The sequence below is a fragment of the Prevotella sp. HMSC073D09 genome, assembly GCF_001814145.1.
Lineage (GTDB): Bacteria > Bacteroidota > Bacteroidia > Bacteroidales > Bacteroidaceae > Prevotella > Prevotella conceptionensis.
The window spans coordinates 40,162-61,093 of record NZ_KV815124.1 but is presented as its reverse complement, the minus strand read 5'-3'; the positions used below and the strand labels follow the sequence as shown (position 1 = coordinate 61,093).

At 49.3% G+C, this 20,932-nt stretch carries 16 protein-coding genes; 12 read left to right on the top strand and 4 right to left on the bottom strand.

The features are described from left to right. The first annotated feature begins 70 nt into the window (after window positions 1-70). The 3 genes from HMPREF2955_RS11745 to HMPREF2955_RS11735 all read left to right on the top strand — a co-directional run bounded on the left by HMPREF2955_RS11745 (window position 71) and on the right by HMPREF2955_RS11735 (window position 3,502). Window positions 71-1,369: an NCS2 family permease gene (locus HMPREF2955_RS11745; protein WP_070723653.1), complete on the top strand. Its 1,299-nt coding sequence runs from the start codon at window positions 71-73 to the stop codon at window positions 1,367-1,369. Then, window positions 1,356-2,285 (top strand): endonuclease/exonuclease/phosphatase family protein, encoded by a 930-nt coding sequence (locus tag HMPREF2955_RS11740; RefSeq protein ID WP_070723652.1) that lies wholly within the window; start codon window positions 1,356-1,358, stop codon window positions 2,283-2,285. The genes HMPREF2955_RS11745 and HMPREF2955_RS11740 overlap by 14 nt, the downstream gene beginning before the upstream one ends. Window positions 2,286-2,614: 329 nt before the next feature. Continuing rightward, window positions 2,615-3,502 (top strand): hypothetical protein, encoded by an 888-nt coding sequence (locus HMPREF2955_RS11735; protein WP_070723651.1) that lies wholly within the window; start codon window positions 2,615-2,617, stop codon window positions 3,500-3,502. Window positions 3,503-3,710: 208 nt separating this feature from the next. Here the strand turns inward: HMPREF2955_RS11735 and HMPREF2955_RS11730 are convergent, their stop codons facing one another. Further along, window positions 3,711-3,965: a hypothetical protein gene (locus HMPREF2955_RS11730; RefSeq protein ID WP_246830137.1), complete on the bottom strand. Its 255-nt coding sequence runs from the start codon at window positions 3,963-3,965 to the stop codon at window positions 3,711-3,713. A 680-nt stretch (window positions 3,966-4,645) separates the two neighbouring features. On the opposite strand from HMPREF2955_RS11730, the gene HMPREF2955_RS11725 reads away from it, so the two are divergent. The 7 genes from HMPREF2955_RS11725 to HMPREF2955_RS11690 all read left to right on the top strand — a co-directional run bounded on the left by HMPREF2955_RS11725 (window position 4,646) and on the right by HMPREF2955_RS11690 (window position 14,511). After that, the gene (locus HMPREF2955_RS11725; protein WP_070723663.1) at window positions 4,646-5,845 is read left to right on the top strand and encodes an MFS transporter; all 1,200 of its coding nucleotides are present in this window, start codon (window positions 4,646-4,648) and stop codon (window positions 5,843-5,845) included. 3 nt (window positions 5,846-5,848) lie between these two features. Beyond that, a complete protein-coding gene (hemN, locus tag HMPREF2955_RS11720) occupies window positions 5,849-7,216 on the top strand; it encodes an oxygen-independent coproporphyrinogen III oxidase (RefSeq protein WP_070723650.1) in 1,368 nt (455 codons plus the stop codon). A gap of 215 nt (window positions 7,217-7,431) precedes the next feature. After that, entirely contained in the window at window positions 7,432-8,808 is a 1,377-nt protein-coding gene (hemG, locus tag HMPREF2955_RS11715; RefSeq protein WP_070723649.1) for a protoporphyrinogen oxidase, read from the top strand. 253 nt (window positions 8,809-9,061) lie between these two features. Then, window positions 9,062-10,399, top strand: a complete 1,338-nt coding sequence (gdhA, locus tag HMPREF2955_RS11710) for an NADP-specific glutamate dehydrogenase (protein ID WP_070723648.1) — start codon at window positions 9,062-9,064, stop codon at window positions 10,397-10,399. Between the two features lie 168 nt (window positions 10,400-10,567). After that, window positions 10,568-11,254, top strand: a complete 687-nt coding sequence (locus HMPREF2955_RS15300; protein WP_083317716.1) for a septal ring lytic transglycosylase RlpA family protein — start codon at window positions 10,568-10,570, stop codon at window positions 11,252-11,254. A gap of 300 nt (window positions 11,255-11,554) precedes the next feature. Continuing rightward, a complete protein-coding gene (locus HMPREF2955_RS11700; RefSeq protein WP_070723647.1) occupies window positions 11,555-12,145 on the top strand; it encodes a DUF4240 domain-containing protein in 591 nt (196 codons plus the stop codon). Between the two features lie 620 nt (window positions 12,146-12,765). Further along, on the top strand, window positions 12,766-14,511 hold the full coding sequence (locus HMPREF2955_RS11690) for a phosphoethanolamine transferase (protein WP_070723645.1): 1,746 nt from the start codon (window positions 12,766-12,768) through the stop codon (window positions 14,509-14,511). A gap of 250 nt (window positions 14,512-14,761) precedes the next feature. On the opposite strand, the gene HMPREF2955_RS17080 is transcribed toward HMPREF2955_RS11690, so the two are convergent. Further along, window positions 14,762-14,884, bottom strand: a complete 123-nt coding sequence (locus HMPREF2955_RS17080; protein ID WP_256374703.1) for a hypothetical protein — start codon at window positions 14,882-14,884, stop codon at window positions 14,762-14,764. Between the two features lie 157 nt (window positions 14,885-15,041). Here HMPREF2955_RS17080 and HMPREF2955_RS11685 point away from each other — a divergent pair, with 157 nt between their 5' ends. Both HMPREF2955_RS11685 and HMPREF2955_RS11680 read left to right on the top strand, forming a co-directional pair. Continuing rightward, the gene (locus tag HMPREF2955_RS11685) at window positions 15,042-15,875 is read left to right on the top strand and encodes a hypothetical protein (protein ID WP_070723644.1); all 834 of its coding nucleotides are present in this window, start codon (window positions 15,042-15,044) and stop codon (window positions 15,873-15,875) included. 619 nt (window positions 15,876-16,494) lie between these two features. Continuing rightward, a complete protein-coding gene (locus HMPREF2955_RS11680) occupies window positions 16,495-17,847 on the top strand; it encodes an MATE family efflux transporter (RefSeq protein ID WP_070723643.1) in 1,353 nt (450 codons plus the stop codon). Between the two features lie 313 nt (window positions 17,848-18,160). On the opposite strand, the gene HMPREF2955_RS11675 is transcribed toward HMPREF2955_RS11680, so the two are convergent. Beyond that, the gene (locus tag HMPREF2955_RS11675) at window positions 18,161-19,477 is read right to left on the bottom strand and encodes a DUF6630 family protein (protein WP_070723642.1); all 1,317 of its coding nucleotides are present in this window, start codon (window positions 19,475-19,477) and stop codon (window positions 18,161-18,163) included. Window positions 19,478-19,602: 125 nt separating this feature from the next. Then, window positions 19,603-20,916, bottom strand: a complete 1,314-nt coding sequence (locus HMPREF2955_RS15295; protein ID WP_083317715.1) for a DUF6630 family protein — start codon at window positions 20,914-20,916, stop codon at window positions 19,603-19,605. Between the last annotated feature and the right edge of the window lie 16 nt (window positions 20,917-20,932).

The following is a 20,932-nucleotide window of genomic DNA, read 5'->3' as shown; positions in this document are numbered from 1 at the left end:
TTGTTAATTCGCTAAGGAGTCCACCCGTTAATTTGCAACTCATAAACTCAAAAACTCACCCCCTCAAATCATGTCTTTCTATTCTCTTTTGGGGTTTAACCCCAAGAAACAGTCGCGCCGCACAGAGATGATGGCCGGCGTAACCACGTTTCTAACCATGAGTTACATCCTTGCCGTGAACCCCGACATACTAAGTGCCGCGGGAATGGACAAGGGTGCCGTGTTCACAGCCACTGCCTTGGCCTCGGCCCTTGGCACATTGTTCATCGCTTTCTTAGCCAAGCTACCCTTTGCGCAAGCTCCCGGCATGGGCATCAACGCCTTTTTCGCCTTCACCTTGGTGCGTGGCATGGGCTATTCGTGGGAAGCAGCCTTGGCGGCAGTGTTTGTAGAGGGTATCATCTTCATCCTATTAACCGCCCTGAACATACGCGAACAAATTGTAAAGTGCATCCCCAAGAACCTGCGCTTTGCCATTTCGGGCGGCTTAGGACTGTTTATCGCCTTCATCGGACTGAAAAATGCGGGTATTGTAGTGGCCCATGATGTAACCTTCGTTACGCTGGGTGCTTTCACTCCCACGGCTGCATTGGCCTCGTTGGGTATCATTTTAAGTGGCGCACTGCTGGTGTTGAAGGTTCGCGGAGCCTTGTTTTATAGCATCTTGATATGTACGGTTGTGGGCATACCTATGGGAATAACCCAAATTCCCGATGCCTTCGTACCCGTTTCGCTACCCCATAGCATCGCCCCAACCTTCTTAAAGCTCGACTTCGCTGCACTGCTCAACGTTGATATGATACTCACCGTCTTCGTGTTGGTGTTTATCGACATCTTCAACACGCTGGGTACGCTCATCGGAACGGCAGCCAAAACCGACATGATGGACGAAAAAGGCAACGTGAAGAACATCCAAAAGGCTATGATGGCCGATGCCATCGCCACGTCTACGGGTGCACTTCTGGGCACATCTACCGTTACAACGTTCGTTGAGAGCGCAGCAGGTGTGGCCGAAGGCGGCCGAACAGGACTAACGGCATTTACCACGGCCATGTTCTTCCTCGTGGCTTTGTTCATGGCTCCGCTGTTCCTTATCATCCCTTCTGCCGCAACCACGGGCGCACTGGTGCTTGTGGGCGTGTTTATGTTAGAGTCTATCAAGAAGATAGACCTGCAAGACATCTCCGAGGCACTACCTTGTTTTATCACCGTTTTGATGATGGTGCTAACTTATAGCATTGCCGAAGGCATGGCCTTGGGACTGATTAGCTACACGTTGGTAAAGTTGTTGAGCGGCAATTACAAAGACGTCAACATCACGCTCTTCATCGTTAGTTCACTTCTTGTTTTGCGTTATGTGTTCCAATAAGGCTCGCTCACTGTTGCTTGGGGCCGTATTGTGCATGGCCTTTGCTGCCTTTGGGCAGACACTTGTGTTGGGTAGCTATAATATAAGGTATCGAAACGACGGCGATGAGGCGAAAGGGCACCTTTGGGCGAAACGTTGTCAGGTGATAGCCGACCAGCTTAACTTCCACCATCCCGACGCTTTTGGGGCGCAAGAAGTGCTGAAAGGGCAACTCGACGACCTGTTGCGCGCACTGCCCGACTACGATTACGTGGGCGTTGGGCGCGACGATGGACATGAGGCGGGCGAGTATGCGCCCATATTTTATCGGCGCGACCGACTGGATAAGCTCGGCGACGGGCACTTTTGGCTCTCGCCTACGTACACAAAACCCTCTTTGGGTTGGGATGCGGCTTGCATACGCATCTGCACTTGGGCCAAATTCAGGGTGCGCGAAAGTGGCGAAGTGTTCTTTTTCTTCAACCTCCATACCGACCATGTGGGCGTTAAAGCGCGTCGCGAGTCGGCAAAGCTGGTGATGAAAGCTATCGACGGCTTGGCCGGAAAAGACAAACCAGTGGTGCTGACGGGCGACTTTAACGTAGACCAAACCGACGAAACGTACGCCCTCTTTACCGCAAACGCGCGCTTAAACGATGCCTACGTTGTGGCTAAGCACCGCTTTGCAGAGAACGGAACGTTTAACAGTTTCGACCCCACGCTGAAAACCCCCAGCCGTATAGACCACGTTTTTGTGTCGCCCCGTTTCTCTGTGGCTCGTTATGGCGTACTGCCCAACTTCTATTGGACGGAAGAACCCGCAGCCAAAAGTAAGAAAGGGCAGGATGCACCGCAACAAATCGACTTTAAACAACACCGAATACGCACGGCATCCGACCATTATCCGGTGTTTGTGGAGGTGAAATTAGGACAGTAGCCTTTCCGCAACCAACCCCCAACCCCAACCCCTTTACAAGGGGCGGAGGGTAGTTGAACAGCTTGTTATGGCCCTAACATGTTGCAACCATTGGCCTAGTAATCAAACCGAATATGATATTTTTTCATTTAGAAACGATAAAGCCTATTGCGTTTCAACGTTTAGAAACCACAAGGCCAACCACTCCCCACTCCGCTTGGGGCGGGGCAGTGGGTAAGGCCTTTTATTGTCTTTCCCTTCTCTTTTGTGTTGTATGCTTATGGGGTTGCCGCTCTGACTGCCGCAACAAGATAGATGCGGCGTTGCAAGCAGGCCACAATCAGCAGGCTATGACCCTGCTAAACCAGGCTATTGCCGACACAGCCACGGCCGAATGGCTGTGGAAACGTGCCGAACTGGAAACAAAGTTGGGCAAGGATGCCGATGCCTTGCGCGATTACCACCGCCTGTTACTTCTCCATTCGGTTAAAGATGGTGCTGAATTTGCAGCCCATGTAGATATAACGGCCGACAGTTCGGTGAACGTTAATGAGGTATTTAGCAGGCAGCTAGCGGCTTATTTCAGGCTTGGACAAATGCGTTTGGCCGAGAATAAGTTGGAGCAGATGCGAAAACACCTTTATGATAAGGGGCAAGTAGGCAAGTATTATTATTGGAAAGGGGTTATAGCCAAAGGCAATAAGGAATGGTATGCGGCTTATTCGTCCTTTTTGGAGGCGGCATTGCTGCACCACCCTGATGCTCGTTTGCAGCTAAAAGAGATGTCGAAACGGTTGGGAATGCCATTGAACTGGCCCACAGACCTAGACTCGATGAACGTTGAACTGCAATTTACGGATGGCACAAGGTGGCCGATTGCCAATAAGTTGCAGGGCAAACCACGGCTCGTAATGGTTGAATGCAAACGCGTAGAGATAACCAACATACGGCGTTTTGTGCTGAAAAACCATCTCGATGCCGCTGCTTTGCGCGCCATTCCTGGCATGACAGCCAGAGGTAAGCAAGCGGCACCCGTGTGTATTGCCACAACTAGCGGCCATAACCTTTGCTTTACCTGCTTGCCCGGCAGCAGGCAGTTGGTCAAATTAGGGCTTGATGCAAGCGAAGGCTCTGCAAAGCCAAACGCACAACTGGCCAAACCGCAAGTTATCGAGGTGTGGGTGATGAAGTATGAAGACGCCCAAGGACAGCGAAATTGCAAGGTTTACATCAAGTAGCGCAGCCTTTGGCGTTGTTCCTAGCCTTTGTTTGGGGAAAGCATGGCGTTGTTTTATCTCGAATTTGTATAAAATTCGGTGCAGATTTTAACACTATGAGTGCCGTTTTTATCCACCAACCGCCCACTCGGTCGCAAAAAATCGATTCTCGCGAAGGTTTGTTTTGAGGCAAAAAGGGGTTGGCATGCGAATGCGGTAAAATGAATTTTTATTTAAGAAAACCGCCATTAGCACCAGTTTTGGGGCTATTTGCTGCTAAATGGCGTGCGTTTTGGTGCAAAATAGGGTGCGTTTTGGTGCAAAATAGCGTGCGTTTTGGTGCAAAACGCAAGGCAAAATGGTGCAAAACGCAGTGCAAAATGCTGCTAAATGCGAGATGAAAAGTATAAATATCCATAGCAATTGTATAAACAAAACCTTTTAGAACCATGAAACACATGGCTAAAAAGGGCAAAATGGCCATTAAAAAGTGGGGTTTTAGGGGCTAAAAGCGAGTAATTGGGCTTGAAAAAAATGCGAGCCGGCAGCCAAATAGAAAGGCAAAATGGTGCTAAATGCAAATTGTAGGCTCAAAAAGGGGATGAAAACGAAGTGAGTAAAGGCATAAAAAGCGGTTTTTTACCCATTTTGGGCCTTTATTTTGTCTAGAATGGGCTTGCAGGCAAGGTGCGTTTTGTAAAACATTTTCTTGTTTTCTGTTTTTTCTAGTCTTTCTAGATACCCTAGTGTTCCTAGATATTCTAGTGTTCCTCTTTTTCCTAGCCTTCATAGATGTCCTAGCCTTCCTAGATAGCCTGATGCTCCTAGCTTTCCAAGATGCCCTAGGTTTTCTAGCCCTCTTGGCCCTCCTAGATAGCCCTTGCCTTTCTGGCTCTCCTGTTTTTCCTAGCTTTCCTAGTTTTCCTAGCTTTCCTTGCTACCCTGATGCGCCTCGCAAAACTTATTCCTCATTCCTTTTCTCTGCCTTAAATCCCCATAAATAAGGAACGCCGTTGCGGCATAATTTTCTTAACTTTGCGCCTGTTAACGGCGGTAGGCTTAACCCCAAACACCACCAACACCACGAGCGGGCACGCACGAGAGCAGTGCATCGCCAGTGGAACAAACGTAACACGCCGCCGCAGCATTGCATACAAAAACAAGATGAAGCAAGACTTAAACCAGCGAAACAAGCTATCCACCTTCTTTTGCCTCTATCTGGCACAAGCCGTGCCCATGAGTTTCTTTACCACTGCCCTGCAAGTAACCATGCGCGAACAACGGTTCTCGCTCTCGGCCATTGCCTTGTTGCAGCTGGTTAAGCTGCCGTGGATACTCAAAATGCTATGGAGTCCACTGGTAGACAGGGCTTGCACCACCATGCGCGGTTACAAGCGGCTCATCGTTGGCAGCGAGTTGGTTTATGCCCTACTGGTGTTTTTGGCCGGCACGCTTAACTTGCAGCTCAATGTGGCCACGGTTATATTGTTGGTGTTGTTGTCGTTAGTGGCCTCTGCCACGCAGGATATAGCCACCGATGCCCTGGCCATACGCTCCACAAAAGGGCGCGAAAGGGGACTGATGAACAGCATGCAGTCTATGGGGAGCTTTGCAGGGAGCCTTGTGGGTAGCGGACTGTTGCTCGTGGTTTTGCACCGTTATGGGTGGAACAGCGTAACCCAATGCCTCAGCCTCTTTGTCTTGGTGGCCGCCTTGCCTTTGCTTTTCAACAAAAAAATAAGCCTGCAACAGGATGAGGGCAAACGCCAACGCGCACGGTTAACCGACTTTGTGTGGTTTTTCGGCCAACGCGGCGTGTGGCGGCAGATACTTTTTTTGGCACTCTATTACATGGGCATCATCGGCATCATGTCTAACATGAAACCCTACATGGTAGACCTAGGCTACTCGATGAAAGACATCGGGCTGATAAACGGCGTGGTGGGCGTGGCCTCGGCTTTCGCCGTTGGCTATCCCACGGGCATGCTTGTTCGCCGCTATGGCTATGCCCGTGTGCGGCCCGCGGTTGCATGTGCCATGCTCGGTGCCACGCTTTTGTTCACCATCCTGTCGGTAAGCGTGCCCACAACGGCCCAAATCGTCTTGGCCACCGTGTTGCTTTGGGCCAGTTATGGCATGGCAACGGTGGTGGTTTACACCTCGGCCATGCACCATGTGCGCCCAGGAAAAGAGGGAACCGACTTTACCGTGCAAACCGTATTAACCCACCTAACGGGCATCGTGGCCGCTATGGGCAGCGGTGCCGTGGCCGATGTGGCCGGATATACCGCCATGTTTGCCCTGCAAACCGCCATAGCACTGGCCTCGCTGGCATACGTGAGCTTGGCATTAAAAAAGAGATGACGCATGACTAACGAAGAATTAATTGCCAAATATAACAAGCCCGTGCCACGATACACGAGCTATCCGCCGGCAAACAGCTTTGTGGAGATGGGCGAAGAGGAGTATCTCGCAGCCGTAGACCAGTCTAACAAAGCCGCTGTAGACAACATTTCGTTTTACATACACGTGCCCTTTTGCCAACACCTGTGCCACTATTGCGGGTGCAACTCGGTGGCTATGGCGCGCAATGAGGTGGTGGAGGCCTACTTCGATGCCCTGCATCGGGAGATAAACCTGCTGCTGCCACACCTAGACAAGGGACGGAGAATATCGCAGATACATTATGGGGGAGGTAGCCCTACATCCATTCCACTGCACCACATCAGGCGCCTAAACGAACATTTGCTGGGTTCGTTCGGCACAATAGAAAACCCGGAGATTGCCATTGAGTGCCACCCTGCTTACCTTAACGATGAACATTGGGAGCAGCTAATCGACTGTGGGTTTACGCGTTACAGCTTGGGAATACAGGATTTCGACGATAACGTGTTGCGAACCGTTAACCGCCGACCCTCGTTGTTGCCCGTAGAGCATATCGTTGAGCGGCTTAGGCAAAGCGGCGCAAAGGTTAATCTCGACTTCATATACGGCTTGCCGGGGCAAACGGTGCAGAGTTTTTCGCGCACCATCGCACGCGCAATAGGCATGCGGCCCAACAGATTGGTTACCTTTAGCTATGCGCACGTACCTTATATATATAGCAGGCAGCGCATATTGGAAAAGGCAGGGCTGCCACCAGAGGCCGAAAAGATGCGCATGTTCGAGCAGGCGGCAGAACAACTTGCACGCGCCGGATATTGCCATATCGGCATGGACCACTTTGTTGAGCCCAACGACGACCTGCAACAGGCACTGGAACGCAAGCAGCTGCACCGTAATTTTCAGGGCTATTGCCCACGGCGCATCACGGCACAGGTGTATGCCTTGGGCGTATCGGGCATCAGTCAGCTAGACGCGGCTTATGCGCAAAACACCAAAGATGTGGCACGCTACATTCAATACACCAGCGAAGGGCGGCTCTGCATAGAGCGCGGATATGCGCTGCAACCGTGGCAACGCGTGGCGCGCGAGGTGATAGAGAGCCTGATGTGCAACTATTACGTGGCGTGGACAGACATGGCCCAAAGGCTGAACATATCGGCAGAAGAGGTGAAAGAGGCCCTAAACTACGACGTGCCGGCCTTGCAGCAAATGGCCGACGGCGGGCTGATAACCTTAGAACCCACACACATAGCACTTACCGAAGCAGGTTCGCCCTTTGTGCGCAACGTGGCGGCGGCACTCGATAAGATGATGATTAACAACAACAATCGCTTTTCGAAACCCGTGTAACGTGTACAACATGGCAGAAAACCAAGCTAAACAAAAAGGTAACTATTCAGCAATGAAGCGTATAACCCATTATTGATTATCAACAAGTTACACAGGCAGGCACATGCAAGACCTGGTAAGGTAATGTCATTTCGAGCCTTTTTACCACAACATTACGTTTATAAGTTCTTGATAACCAACGTTCATTATTGCTGAATAGTTACACAAAAAGATTCATGCGCCAAACAACAATAATAATAGGAGCCGGACTTACCGGGCTAACCGCCGCACACGCCCTGCGGAAACAAGGCAAAGAGGTGCTGGTGGTGGAAAAAGAAAACCGCATTGGCGGACAAATCCGCACCTTTGAAGAACAGGGATTTGTGTACGAAAGCGGCCCTAACACGGGCATGGTGGCCTATCCCGAAGTGGCCGAACTATTTACCGACCTTGCCCCATACGGCTGTAAGCTGCTTACAGCGCGCGAAGAGGCCAAGCAAAGATGGATTTGGAAGGGCGAACGTTTCCACGCATTGCCCGTGGGTTTGATGGCCAGCGTGCGAACAACGCTGTTTTCTTGGCACGACAAACTGCGGATATTGGCCGAGCCTTTTAGGAAAAAAGGAACGGATGCAGACGAAAGCGTGGCACAACTTGTTAGGCGACGGTTGGGCAATTCGTTCGAACAGTATGCCGTAGACCCTTTTATCTCGGGCGTGTATGCAGGCGACCCAGAACGTTTGGTTACGCGTTATGCGCTACCCAAGCTTTACAATTTGGAACACACATACGGCAGTTTTGTGCGCGGGGCGATAGCTAAGATGCGCCAACCCAAAACGCCACGCGACCTGCTGGCCACCAAAAAAGTGTTCTCGGCCGAAGGGGGATTGCAGCATTTGATTGATGCGCTTGGGCGTTCTGTTGGCGAAACGAACATCGTTTTGGGCGCGAACAACTTGCATCTGCTACCTTCTGAGCAGGGTTGGAGGGCCGAATATACGCGGCCAGACGGCACCGCTTGCAGCATCTTAGCCCAACAGGTGGTAACTACCGTTGGCGCTTATGCCCTGCCCCAGTTGCTGCCTTTCGTGCCCCACGCACTGATGGAGCCTATCACCAGTTTGCGTTACGCCCCTGTGGTGCAGGTTAGTGTGGGCTTTGCCGATGTGCAAGGGCAGCGCAACGAGGCTTTTGGCGGCCTTGTTCCCTCGTGCGAAAACCGACATATATTAGGTGTGCTGTTCCCTGCATCGTGCTTTGAGGGGCGTGCACCCAGGCAAGGCGACTTGTTTTCGGTGTTCGTCGGTGGCATAAAACACCCCGAAGTGATGGAGATGAGCGATGCCGAATTGGCGCAAATGGTGCTTGCCGAACTGCGATACATGCTGCGTTTGCCGGCCAACATGCAGCCCAACTTGCTTAAAATATTCCGCCATCGCCATGCCATACCGCAATACGAGGTAAGCAGCGGTGCTCGTTTCAAGGCCATTGACGCCCTGCAAAGCCAATATCCAGGCCTTATCGTGGGCGGAAACCTACGTAACGGCATAGGCATGGCCGACAGGATAAGGCAAGGTGCAACCATTATTCCGCAAGAATTGGCGGACATTTGAAGATAAATCTGAGATTATCTTTTTGGACAAAGATTGCTCTTGACGGCTAGCAGATGTAAGATTAAAGCCGCAAAAACGAACAAAAGGGAAGTAAACCGTTGCCGCACCTTATCACTTAACGCGCAAGGCAAACGGCAAGCACTAAAAAAATATTGCCTTTTATTTGGTGCGTATGCAAATTAGTTCTATATTTGCACCATCCATTTGACAAAAAAATGAGTTTACTAACCCAACCATAAAAAAGATTACAACCATGGAAGTGGAGAAAATCATGCAAGAACTGGAGCGCAAGCATCCAGGTGAGTCTGAATTCCTTCAGGCAGTAAAAGAAGTGCTTGTTTCAATTAAGGATGTGTACAACCAACACCCTGAGTTTGAAAAAGCTAAAATTATCGAGCGGATGGTAGAGCCCGAACGCATCATCACCTTCCGTGTTCCTTGGACCGACGATAAGGGCGAGGTACACGTTAACATCGGTTATCGCGTGCAATTCAACGGCGCTATTGGCCCATACAAAGGCGGATTGCGTTTCCATCCCTCTGTAAACCTCTCTATCTTGAAGTTCTTGGGCTTCGAGCAAACGTTCAAAAACGCACTTACAACGTTGCCTATGGGCGGCGGTAAGGGTGGTAGCGACTTTGCACCCCGCGGGCGCAGCGATGCTGAAATCATGCGTTTCTGCCAGGCTTTCATGACCGAATTGTATCGTCACATCGGTCCGAACGAAGACGTTCCCGCAGGCGACATCGGCGTGGGTGGCCGCGAAATTGGTTACCTCTTTGGCATGTATCGCAAGCTTACGCACCAATTTGAGGGCGTGCTTACAGGTAAGGGCCTTGAATGGGGTGGCTCAATCTTCCGTCCAGAGGCTACCGGTTACGGCGCACTTTACTTCGTTAACCAGATGTTGGAGACCAAAGGCATCGACATTAAGGGCAAGACCGTGGCAATAAGTGGTTTCGGAAACGTGGCTTGGGGTGCCGCTAAGAAGGCTAACGAGCTGGGCGCAAAGGTTATCACCATTAGTGGACCCGACGGTTATATCCTCGACCCGAATGGCGTTAGCGGCGAGAAAATCGACTATATGCTCGAACTTCGCAGCAGTGGCAACGACGTTTGCGCACCATACGCAGACAAGTTCCCCGGCTCAACGTTCTTTGCCGGCAAGAAACCTTGGGAGGCAAAAGCCGACATCTACTTGCCTTGCGCTACCCAGAACGAACTGAACGGCGAAGACGCCGACAAGATTTTGGCTGCCAAACCCGTTTGCGTGGCCGAGGTTTCGAACATGGGTTGCACCGCCGAGGCTGCCGAAAAGTTCGTGGCTACGAAGACATTGTTCGCACCTGGAAAGGCTGTTAACGCTGGTGGCGTAGCAACTTCGGGCCTTGAAATGACGCAGAACTCCCTACGTTTGGGATGGACTGGCAAGGAAGTAGACGAACGTCTGCACCACATCATGTCGTCGATACACGAACAATGTGTGAAGTATGGCACCGAGGCCAACGGATACATCGACTACGTGAAGGGCGCCAACATCGCCGGATTTATGAAGGTGGCCCACGCCATGATGGCTCAGGGCATCGCATAATCAACGTAAACGCGATAGAATTAGAGTGTTGTGCACCCGCATTCCTAAGGCAGAAGGAGCTGCAATCCGTGCCAAGGGCTGTGCAACGGGGTGTGACAAACCTCAATAATCATAAATTCAAACAACGTGACGCATTTAAGATACGTATTGTTTGTAGCATTTACCATTATGGGCTTTATCTCTTTGCACGCACAGCAGAGAGGTAAAGCCTCTTTTTATTCGCGCCGAGCAACGGGCGCACGAACAAGTAGTGGTGAACGACTGCGTCATAACGACTTTACTTGCGCCCATAGAACGCATCCTTTCGGCACAAAGCTGAGAGTGAAAAACCTAAATAACGGCAAGGAGGTTGTTGTGCGGGTGAACGACCGCGGCCCCTTTGGGCGTGGACGTATTGTTGACTTGTCGTGGGGTGCCGCTAAGGCGTTAGGCATGCTTTCGCATGGAGTGGTTCCCGTGGAGGTTACGCCTGTGGATAAGAAGCAGGTGTCTTCTGAGGACAAAGAGTTGACTTCCGACAAGCGTTTAAAAGAAGAGTCGGGCGAACGAAAAGGAAAAGCCAGTGCGAAGAAGAAGGGAAAGCATAAGGCCAAGAAGGGTTCTACCACAGGAAAGAAACACAAGAAAAAGGGTTCGAAACTGAAAGGTAGTGCCAAAGTGCGCCACTCGGCCGCAGCAAAACACGTTAAGTCGAAGAAGAAACATGTTAAGTTGAAGGAGAAACATGTTAAGTCGGAGCAGAAACACGTTAAGTCGAAGAAGAAACATGTGAAAACTAAGCCCCAAAAGGGCAATAAGAAAACCAAGAAGGGAAAGAAAGAGAAGAAGAAAGGGAAAAAGAAAGGGCGTAGATAGCTGGGCTGTGTGCACAAGGCTGATGCAAGAGAAGTAATAATTGGCCTTTTATTTAAAACCAATTATGCTGCCAACGGGTGATGAAAGCCTGCTTTTGGCTTGCTGCGACCGGCTTGTTGCTATCGGCTTGCAATAGCTGTAATGCTTAGCAAATTAATGATGAAGGCTTGCTCTTGTTAGTTGGAAGTTGGTAGAGTGCAGCAGGATTACCGGATAAAGGCAACCTGCAAATGCCTGAAATGCCCCAATAACTATGTTTTTAACCTCTTTCACCCCCTTCAAATTAAAACCTTTTATGTTATGGAAAAGCAAAGACAACAAGAGTTGGCCGAACTTAAACCAACGGCCGAAATGATGGACGAAGAGCAATTTTGGGCTATCGTACAAACCGCAGTAGACGAGGCTGGCAACGATGAAGATGAATATTTGGAAGTGGTTAAACGCGAGCTGAGCAAACTGTCGTTAAAAGAAATGATTGGTTTTAGGCTCCGAACCGACAAACTTCTTTACGACAGCTACACCTCCGAGATGTGGTGTGCTGGCTATTTGATGAATGGAGGCTGTTCGGACGATGGCTTTGAGTATTTCCGCTTGTGGGTTATATCGCGCGGACGAAAGGTTTATGAGGCGGCTATGGCCAACCCCGACAACCTTATCGACTACATAGGCGATGATGACGAGATGGACTTTTTTGAGTTCGAATCGTTCTGGTATGTGGCTTTAGAGGCGTTCGAAGAGGCCGTTGATGCCGAGTTGTACGACTATATTGACGACGAAAACTTCAAAACTAGTGAAGGCAACTATCCCAATTTTGAATTTAATTGGGAAGAAGACGACCCTGAATCCATGCAAAAGTTATGCCCGCGCCTATTTGAAAAGTTCTGGGAATAAAGCCCATCTTGCTTGATGCACATGGTGTTTGGCACTTGCCCAAACGTTTGCAGTTAGAAATAGAACTGCTTAGTGGTGTGGATAGGGACAATTCGTGGCATGGTTTGGACTTAACATCGCTAACACGTAACCGATTTGTTGCTGTTGATTGGGACAATTGGTGGCATGGCTTGGACAATAAGAAGGGCTAGTATTGTCTTCACAGATTAACCCCATTGAACAACTATGGCTTGTTCTTCCTGACCAACATCGCGATAGGTTGGACCAATCAAAGCCGAAAAGCCAATTGGAAAAGCAGGCTAGTAACACTCGTTTTTATGATATTGCTGTTCGTTAAAACCCTAATGAACAGCAATATTTTCTTTTCTTCAGGGCATGTTGGCGTATTGACAGGATGGGCCAACTGCTCCTCTCTCCCGTTTATAAGCGGTCTTGGAGTAAAGCTATTGGGGAGAGAAAAGCGGGTAGGGGAGAGGTTGTTTGTTGGGCAGGAACGAGAAGTATGTCTGTTTGGCGTGCATCTACTTTGTACGAAATGCCGTGCAATAGTTGAGAACGACTATTTTGTCAACTCGTTTTTTCTTCCGACCTTTGCACAAAACAAACAAATCTGCACAACAATGATACGCACACTTATGCGCCCTTTGCGCCAATGGGTGTTCTTCGTGGCCATGTTTGCGGCCATTACGCTGATGCCCTTCGAGGCCATTAAGCACATGTACGCCTATCCCGACGAAGTGGCGGCAGCCCTGCTGCACCTCGTTGCCGCCCTCGCCTTGGCCTATTTGCTCACCTGTGTGGTGCATGCCGTGGGGCGAACGTGGTTTAAATGTTTGGCCTACGCCCTGCCCACATGGTGCGTATTGTTGCGAAGTTTTCTGCATTTCGCCCTCCATTCAGAGCTCACACCCAAGACCGTGATGCTCGTTGCAGAGACCAACGCCGCCGAAGTGTCGGGTTTCTTCTCCACATTCGCCGTGTCGGCAGGCGCATTTAAAAGCTATGGACTCACCATATTATATATAGTGGTGGTTGTTTTTGCCGAACGCCACCGGCTTACTTGGGGGCGTTGGTTGCAGCGCAAGCTGCCCCAAAAGTTGCTTGTAGGCACAATCCTCAGCTCGTTTGTTGCCCTAGGCTACACTTACTCGGCCATTCCTGCCCTGCTACGCTGCCAAACCACGGCCGAAGCCGAATGGTGGAACATTCGTTATTATGCCTATTCGATGGACGATTTGTCCATTGCCGCCTACTCGTTATACGTTCCGCACCTGATGAAACGAGAACTGCAAGAGGCCGTGGCCAATAACTTAGCGGCGGCCAAGCGTGCAAGTAGCCTGGCCAATGATGCCGATTCGCTTACGTTGGTGGTGGTTATTGGCGAGTCGTATATCAAGAGTCATGCCCAAATCTATGGCTATCCGTTGCCCACTACGCCGCGAATGGTGGCCGAACAAAAGCGCGGTAACCTGCTGGCCTTTACCGATTATATTAGTCCTTACAACTTCACCACCGAGGCGGTAAAGGCCATACTCAGCACCAACGATGTGTCCGCAGGGCAGAATTGGAGCCAAGGTGCACTGTGCCCCGTGGTGTTTAAACGGGCTGGCTACACGGTTGAGATGTGGAGTAACCAACTGGTAACGGCCGACAACGTGTTTACCAATTACAGTCTTAACGGCTTTATTTACCATCCGCAGATACGTTCTGTGGCTTACAACAGTGTTCGTGGCAGTGAAGGTACACTCGATGGGGCACTCGTTTCGCAAGCTCTTGCTTACGCTAAGGCCAACAGTCGTCGTCATCGCCTATTGTTGTTACACCTCAACGGGCAACATTTCAACGCCAAAGACAAATATCCCGATACGTCGGCATTCAACGTTTTTAGTGCTGCCGACATTAAAAGTTCTGCCCCTTGGCTAACGCCGAAAAAGCGACAACAAGTGGCTGAGTACGACAATGCCACCCGCTACAACGACCATGTGCTGGGTATGGTGTTCGATGCCATGCGTAATACGCAGGCCGTTGTTGTTTACTTGCCCGACCACGGCGAAGAAATTTACGACTGGCGCGACCAATATGGCCGCTCGACAACGCCCGAATACACTTCGGCCTACATGCACAGCATGAACGATATTCCGCTTATTGTATGGGCATCGCCCTCGTTTATTGCGCGCAATCCCCAGGTGTGGCATCGTTTGCAGGGTGCGGTTGCTCGTCCGGGCATGTCCGATGGCCTCTGTCATCTGCTCTTTGGCATCGCCAACGTACGCACTCCTTATTATATAGCGCGCAAGGATATGGCTAGCGACATGTGGAAACCCGCGCGCAGAATTGTTTATGGAAAGGTGGAGTATAAACCGTAACGGGGAGAAGGTTTGTACTTTTAGAGGGGGAGTTGATGAGCCAATAGGGACGAAAGAAACAACGATTGTTTGGCCGATGTCGCTTATCCGCTGGCCAAATCTGTCTTATTCGGCAGTCTTATCTGTTTCATTCGTTAGCTTTATCTGTTTCATTCGATAACTTTATCTGTTTCATTCGATAGCTTTATCTGTTTCATTCGATAGCTTTATCTGTTCCATTCATTAGCTTTATCTGTTCCATTCGTTAGTATTAATCTGTCTTATTCATCCCTTTCTTCCCCGTTTGTCCCGGTAAAATCCACAGCTTTCCCATGCCCTTATTTGTTCCATCTTGCTTGTTTCTTCCACCTGCCTTCCTGTTCTCCTTTCCCATTTAGGGTATTCCCTACCTTCGTTTGGGGGAATTCCTCTCACAGACTTAGTCATTCTTACTAACTTTGCATCCAGAAACGAGGACGAAAACGGCCAACAGCGATAGGCTTACCCCAAGGCAATGCCGCAGACTTTCGTCCCAATAAAAAACAAACGCGATGGTAGCAAGAAAACTCATCATGGCACTAATCGCTCTGGCGATACTCGTTGGATGCGGAACTTACGCAGGCTCTGGGGCCTATGCGGGTGCCACACTTGGCTCAATCTTAGGCAGTGCCATCGGCGGAATAACAGGCGGAGCAAGTGGCTCGGACCTCGGACAGATTGTTGGCACGGGCGTAGGAGCTGCTATCGGAGCTGCCATTGGCGAACAAGCCGATAAGAAAGCCGAAGAACGGAGTGAGAAAAGGCGCGAACGCATTGAACAACGCCGCCGAGAAATGGAACGCGAAGACTACGGATATAACGATGAGGAGCCTGCTTACGGCCAATATCCGCCCAGTGATAGCGGCTTTGACGAGAACAACGGAGGCGACGACCGCATATTCGACTTCAAGGGTTCTGACTATACGGGCAATTACAGCGCACAACAACCAAGTGCTAGTGAGAGCGCACAGCAAGGGCCAACGCGCACAATCAGCACGCTGCCGATAGAGATACGTAACGCTCGGTTTGTAGACGACAATCAGAATCGACAGATTAATCGCGACGAGCTTTGTAAGGTTATCTTCGAACTATGGAACAACGGTAGCCAAACGCTACACGACGTTCAACCCATCGTTACCGAGGAAACGGGCAACAAACACTTGGATATCTCGCCCACCATACACGTTGAACAGCTTGAACCAGGCAAGGCCATACGCTATACGGCACTGGTAAGGGCAGACAGACGACTGAAACCAGGCAACGCCGTTATACGTGTGGCTGCCGTAAGAGGAAACAACATCCCCATTTCAGAGCCCCTGTTCTTCAACATCCCAACTGAGAAATAAGTAGTTCATACAACATTCAATATAATAGGTACAGCATTAAATTTAAGGAAAAAATCATTCAGGTTTAGAGACGTTATTTAGAAATCAGGTTGATGATTAAAGGCAATTGTGAAGTTGCCTCACAAACAAAGAGAGAGATTTATACAACAGAGAGAAGGCCACGGCATGTGTGTTTCATCGTGTGTCGTTGGCAAGAGAGTGGCGTTCTATCGTGGTTCTGTGCGGAGGCAACCCTATTCCAGCCTCTTTAACAGTCCACGGTAGAGCCAGCCCATACCAAGACAAACGAACTTCTCAACTCGTTAGCAGAAAACAACAGCCGAGCATTCTGAGTCGCGAAGATTAAGGATGTTCGGTTTTCCTATTTGCCAAACTCGCTGAAAAAAGCTACCTTTGCAAGCGTTATTGAGGTTAAAACCGCAGCCGTTTTATTGGTATGCCAAGGCGTATTAGGCAAAGGCATCCGCCCTAGATAAGCCTTAGAAGTTTGCTTGGGCTAGCTTAACAGACAAGAAAACCAGGGATAGTCCCAATGGCATAACTATCTAGGACAGCCACCTTACCTTGGCTATCCGTTCAACTTAGCCCACAGAAACCTCCCCCTACACACCGCACCAACATGGATAACAGAGACAACATCGACTTTGGTAAGATGAACATCCCGCGATTGTTCATTAAGCTTTTCGTGCCAACCCTTCTTGGTTTGGTGTTCAACGCCATGCTTACGCTTGCCGACGGCATCTTCGTTGGGCAGGGTATAGGCAGCAATGCTTTGGCGGCAGTAAACATTGCCGCCCCCATATTCCTCATCGGACTGGGTGTGTCGCTTATGTTTGCCACTGGCGTTAGCGTAGTGGCGGCCGTTCACCTTTCGCGAGGAAACAACAAGGCTGCCAACATCAACGCCACACAAGCCCTTACCGTTCCATTCGTCGTCATGTCGGGCGTAAGCGTTCTTATTGCCGTTTTCGCCAAGCCGATATGCTATCTCTTTGGCGGTTCGCAAATGCTCGAGCCTCTCGTTGTCGAGTATCTCACTTACATCAGTCCCATACCTGCCCTCACCGTACTTGTACATGTGGGCGGATTTCTCATTCGGCTAGACGGCTCGCCTAAGTACGCCATGTACACCAGCGTGGTCCCTGCCGTGCTCAACATCTTTCTCGATTGGCTGTTCGTCTTCCCGCTTAACCTTGGTTTGATGGGTGCAGCCTCTGCCACAAGCATTTCCGAAACTGTAGGAGCCTTGATGGCTGTGGCCTATTTGGTGTATTTCTCCAAGACCATACGCCTTTATCGACCCAAGTTCACGCGCACCAGCGTTTGTCTTACCGTGCGCAATTTAGGTTATATGATGAAGTTGGGCGTTCCAACATTCATTGCCGAGACCGCCATTTCGGGGTTAATGATTGTTGGCAACTTCATGTTTATGACCTTTCTTCACGAAGATGGCGTGGCCGCATTCAGCGTGGCGTGCTATCTTTTCCCACTAGTCTACATGTTTGGCAACTCCATTGCGCAAGCGCAGCTGCCCATCGTAAGCTATAACCACGGCCAATCCAACCACGACCGCGTGCGCCACACGCTCCGCCTTTCGCTTGCACTCACAGCTGTTAGCGGCCTTGTTATCAGTCTTTTGGGCATGTTGGCCTTTCGTCCACTCATTTCATTGTTCCTGGCCGAAGGCACTCACGCTTTCACTGTGTGCGCCGAAGGTTTCCCACTCTTTGCCACCAGTTTCGTGTTCTTTTCGCTCAATGTGGTTATTATTGGCTTTTACCAAAGCGTGGAACGTGCCACCGAGGCCATCTTCTTCATGTGTCTGCGCGGCCTGATACTCGTCATCCCCATCTTCATTGCCCTTCCCTATCTCATCGGTGTCGTTGGGTTATGGCTCGCCGTTCCCCTCGCCGAGGCGTTGACTTTCGTTGTGCTAGTGGTGTGGAGCAAACAAAAGCGGGTTTTTAGTTGATGAGTTGACAAGTTAACAAGTAGACGAGTTGACAAGTTAACGAGATGTTCAGTTGACGAGTTAACAAGTTTTCTAGTTGACCAGTTGACGATTTTTTCAGTTGACAAGTTAACAGGTTGACAAGTTAACGAGCTGGATAGTTAACGAGTTGTTCTGTTGGCAAGTTTACCAGTTAACAAGTTGACGAGTTGACAAGTTCATAAGTTGACGAGTTAACCCGTTGACGAGTGAACGAGTAGACAAGAGCAACAGGCAGGCAAGTTTGTGATGCACTAAATGGCACAAGTCTGTTAGTTTAAACCTGCTGTTAAGACTATATCTCCTTTGCAACATCAATACATTGGTTAACCTCCATACACAAGTCCGACAGCTTTTCAACATCCTGGCGTTCGTAGATAAAGTAAAGATAGCCAAAGTTGCCACACACAATCGTAAACTTAGCAACACATAAGCCCCAGTCTGCCCATTGTTTATTAAGGATGTCACACCAGGTGTCTATTTCGTCGTCCTCGTTCAGCCAGTCTTCGTTTAGTGTAAGGTGATATTTGTCCGCCAAACCTTTCATCTTCAAACAAAATTCCTGCTTAGTCACCTCCCAATCCACCTCAACGGCATTGCCGTTGTCGAGCATTTCGTTGGCAATGGTAGCCCAAATAATGTCACAATTCCGTTCATTTTCATCCATTTCCCTTTCACGAAACCTCTCCATGTTGTCGATAAGATACTGTTTGGGCGCGTCGATACACCGCTCAACCTTAGCGAATAGCGCATCACCATCGGGCAGTAGCTTCGCAATGGCTTTGTAGTTCTCGGCATCGGTGCTTTTTTCTAGCAGATAATCCATCATGACTTTCCAACTTTGTAACTCGGCAGCAAGATTGTTGTTCAGCACATTGTGTAACACTTCCATTACCTCTCGCTCACTCAATTTGTCTTTCTCATAATTTATAATATGATTATCATGCGCTATATCACTGGTAAAGACTTCCATTTTGAAATAGCCAGCCTGTTTTTTCGGACTAATTGAGAGATGGTTAAACTGGTATTCCTCATTTGCTTTTATCGGAATATGCGCCCACATAAGAATGCTTTTAAACGTGCCAGGCTTTAATGCAGCAAGTTGTTGCCTTACGTCTTTCGGCGTAAAGCCTCCAATAGTTGTGTCGCCAACAACCATGTCCCAATCCGGATAGAATGTTTCCATCCAACCACTCAACTGCTCCCAATCTTTATCTGTTGTCCCATGTCCACGCGTTTCGCCCTTGTTCGTTATGCCCAAGGTTCTATTCACGGCAGATGCAATTGCCCTTTTCTTGAAAACAAGGGTGGCAATAAGGGGTAAGGCGATAAGCGGTGCGCAGACAATAGCTGCGACGATTACCGCCACATTACGGCTGCCTCTGTTGTGGCTGCCTCCGATAAGGCTGTTCACAAAGTCTGCTAAGCCATTAAAAAAATCGTCTCCGACAATCACAGACAGCAAAACTAATTCCAAAGCAAACACCGCAAAGAACACTAAGATCATCCTCTTTGCCACCTTGCTGCATATCTCCATTCTTGTTTCCAAGTCTATGGTTTCGGCATTTGGTATGTTACGAAACCATTTTTCTGCGCGTTCTTCCTTTGTCATATCTTTTATTGTTTGTTTAAGTATCGTTTTCTGTTAACGGGGCTGACGATTCGGCAGGCTTGTTTCCAGTTGGCAAGTTAACGAGTTTGTAATTCGCTAAGTGGCAACAACCCCGCTCGTTAAGGCTACATTTCCTGTGCTAAATCAATTGTACGAAGAACTTCATCGCCCAGTTTTCTTAGCTTTTCTAGCGTTTCGCATGTGCAAATAAAGAGAACATAGCTGTCGCTATCAATATCAAATTCGGCGATGCAGAAACCTTGCTCTTCCCATTTTCCGTCAAGAACCCCACACCATGTCGGAATGTCCCCATCCTCTTGCAGCCACTCCTCGCGTAGTTCAAGATTATGTTTGCCTGCCAAATCCTGCATTTGCAAATAAAACTCTTCCTTAGTTTCCTTCCAATCCAGCTCAACAGCATTGCCGCTGTCGAGCATTTCATCGGCAATGGCTATCCAAATTATATCACCATTCCGGTCGGTTTCATCCATTCCCCTGTCCTCATATCTCTCCTCATGGTCCATATAATATTGTTTGGGTGCGGCGATGCACTTCTCAACCTGAGCGAGATACGTTTCTCCTCCGGTCAATAGCTCAACGATGGCTTTGTAGTTTCCTGCATCAGTGCTTTTTTCTATCAGGCAATCCGCTAGAACTTTCCAGCGTTGCAACTTAGGGATAGCATGGTTGTCAAGAAGGTTTTGCAACGTCTCCATTGTTTTCTTCTCACTCAAATTCTCCTTTTTGTAGGTTATCATGTGGTTGTTGTGCGCTATGTCAATGGTAAATACCTCGACATCGAAACGCGCAAAGCGGTCTCCCTGATAAATGAAGACATAGTTGTACCTAAATTTGTCGTCTACGTTTATCCTATCGGGCACCCAAATATAAATAGAATCGCGCTTGTCATATTTCAACGCTGCAAGTTGCTGCCTTACGTCAGCCATCGTAAAGCCATCGCTACGTTCTTCGCCATCGATATCCATTCCCCAGTCTGCATAACGCCTTCCAGTCTGGTTGGCAAGCTGCTTCCAGTCATCGTCTGTTGCCCATTGTTCGCGTGCCTCGCCCTTGTCTCTTTCCTCTAAAAAGCGATTTACGGCAGACGGGATTTCCTTTTTCCTGAATAAAACGGCAGCAAGAAGGGGTAATGCCATAAGCGGTAGATACAAGATACAAATACCAATTAGCGTCAAATCAGCTCCTCTTCTATAAAGTTCTTGCGGTGTACCGTTAATCACGAAGTTGCCTACGTCATTAAAGATTGTTTCTTTATCGAATAAAAAGAGCAAAACTATTTCCAAAGCAAGCACGGCAAAGGAAACTAACATCACCTTCTTTGCCACTCTACGGCATATCTCCTTTCTTGCTTCCAGGTTTAAGGCTTCGGCGTGAGGTACGTTGCGAAACCATTTTTCAGCGCGTTCTTCCTTTGTCATTGGTTTTTCTCCTTAG